This window comes from Kocuria tytonicola (genome assembly GCF_003687455.1).
GTDB classification, from domain to species: domain Bacteria; phylum Actinomycetota; class Actinomycetes; order Actinomycetales; family Micrococcaceae; genus Kocuria; species Kocuria tytonicola.
On record NZ_PHOA01000179.1, the window covers coordinates 1 to 1,954 of the forward strand.

The following is a 1,954-nucleotide window of genomic DNA, read 5'->3' on the forward strand; positions in this document are numbered from 1 at the left end:
CCGGAAGCGGGAGCGGGGGCGGGGAGAAGACCCTGCGGGTGTCCGCGGCGGCGTCCCTGACCAAGTCCTTCGACACGCTCGCCGAGGACTTCGAGAAGGACCACCCGGGGGTGGACGTGAGCGTGAACTACGGCGGGTCCTCGGGCCTGGTGCAGCAGCTCATGGCGGGTGCGCCGGCGGACGTGTTCGCCTCCGCGGACCAGAAGAACATGGCAAAGCTCACGGAGGCGGGCCTCGCGCAGGGCGAGCCGCGGGTCTTCGCCACCAACGTGCTCACGCTCGTGGTGCCGAAGGACAACCCGGCAGGGATCGAGAGCTTCCAGGACGTGGTGGACCAGGACGTCAAGCTGGTCACGTGCGCCCCGGAGGTGCCGTGCGGTGCCGCGACCCAGGAGATCGCGAAGGCCAACGGTGTCACGCTCCAGCCCGTGAGCCAGGAGAACGCGGTCACGGACGTGCTCGGCAAGGTGACCAGCGGCCAGGCGGATGCCGGAATCGTGTACGTCACGGACGCCAGGTCCGTGGGGGATGCTGTGAAGAGCATCGAGATCCCCGGGACGGAAAAGGTCATCAACAGGTATCCGGTGGTCGCGTTGAAAGACGCCGCGGAGCCGGAACTGGCCGGTGAGTTCGTGGACCTGGTCACCGGCGAGCGCGGTCAGAAGGTCCTGGTGGACGCGGGCTTCGGCGCACCGTGAGGCGCGGTTTCTCCGCCGCACCGCGGTGGGTGCTGCTGCCCGCCGTGCTGGGGGCACTGCTGATCCTCCTGCCGCTGGTGGGCCTGCTGCTGCGCATCGACTGGGTGCACCTGGAGGAGCTGCTCACCAGCGAGTCCTCGCTCGCGGCGCTGTCCCTGAGCCTGCGCACGGCGGTGGTCTCCACGGCGCTGTGCATGGTGCTGGGGTGCCCGCTGGCACTCGTGCTCGCACGCTCCACCGCCCGCGCGGTCACCGTTCTGCGCTCATTGGTGCTCCTGCCGCTGGTGCTGCCCCCGGTGGTGGGCGGCATCGCCCTGCTCTACACGTTCGGCCGCACGGGCCTGCTGGGCCGTCCGCTCGCCGCCCTGGGCGTGGACATCGCGTTCTCCACCGCGGCCGTGGTGCTCGCGCAGACGTTCGTGGCCCTGCCGTTCCTGGTGGTCTCCCTGGAGGGTGCCCTGCGCACCGCGGGCACCCGCCACGAACAGGTCGCCGCCGGGCTGGGGGCATCCCCCACGCGCACGCTCTTCCGCGTCACCCTCCCGCTGGCCCTCCCCGCGGTGCTCTCCGGCGCGGCCCTCTCGTTCGCCCGCTGCCTGGGGGAGTTCGGCGCCACGCTCACGTTCGCGGGCAGCCTGGAGGGCGTCACCCGCACCCTGCCGCTGGAGATCTACCTCCAGCGCGAGACGGACCCGGACGCCGCCGTGGCTCTCTCCCTCCTCCTCGTCCTGGTCGCGCTGCTGGTCGTGGGTCTCAGCACCCCCGCACGACGACGCCGCGGCGCCGGCTTCCGCAGCAACCTCACCGGGTGGTTCGAGCGGGACCGCGCCGAGGCCCCGGGCGACGCAACGCATGAGGTGACTGGTCACGGCCGTGAGGAACGGCTCGGGGGCGACGCCCCGACGGGTGTCGCCCCCGGCGCTGAGAGTTCACCCGCGGGGGACCCGGCGCCTGGGGGCCGTCCCGGGACGTCGCTTGTTGCGCAGGCGGATCGCGGTGCTGCCGAGACTCGTGCACCCGGTGAAGGCGCCGACGCCGGACGTCCCCGCGAAGGCGGCGTTCCGCGAAGACCCGACGACGCGCCGTCGTCCTCGAGCTCCGCCGAGGTCCTGACGAAGGATGCGCACGAGGTCACCGGGCTGCGGGTGGCAGTGGCCCAGGAGCAGCGGCGGGTGGCCGCCGAGTTCACCGTGGAACCGGGGGAGACCGTGGCGCTGCTCGGGGAGAACGGGGTGGGGAAGTCCACCGTGCTCGGC

Annotated in this window: 2 protein-coding genes; both read left to right on the top strand. The window is 72.4% G+C overall.

Annotation, left to right across the window (positions count from 1 at the left end; all coding sequences use genetic code 11):
- On the top strand, positions 1-698 hold a 698-nt coding region (modA, locus tag CWC38_RS11650), incomplete at its 5' end, for a molybdate ABC transporter substrate-binding protein (protein ID WP_121846870.1).
- A partial coding sequence (locus CWC38_RS12635) for an ABC transporter permease (RefSeq protein ID WP_121846871.1) occupies positions 695-1,954 on the top strand: 1,260 nt, incomplete at its 3' end. The genes modA and CWC38_RS12635, both read left to right, overlap by 4 nt.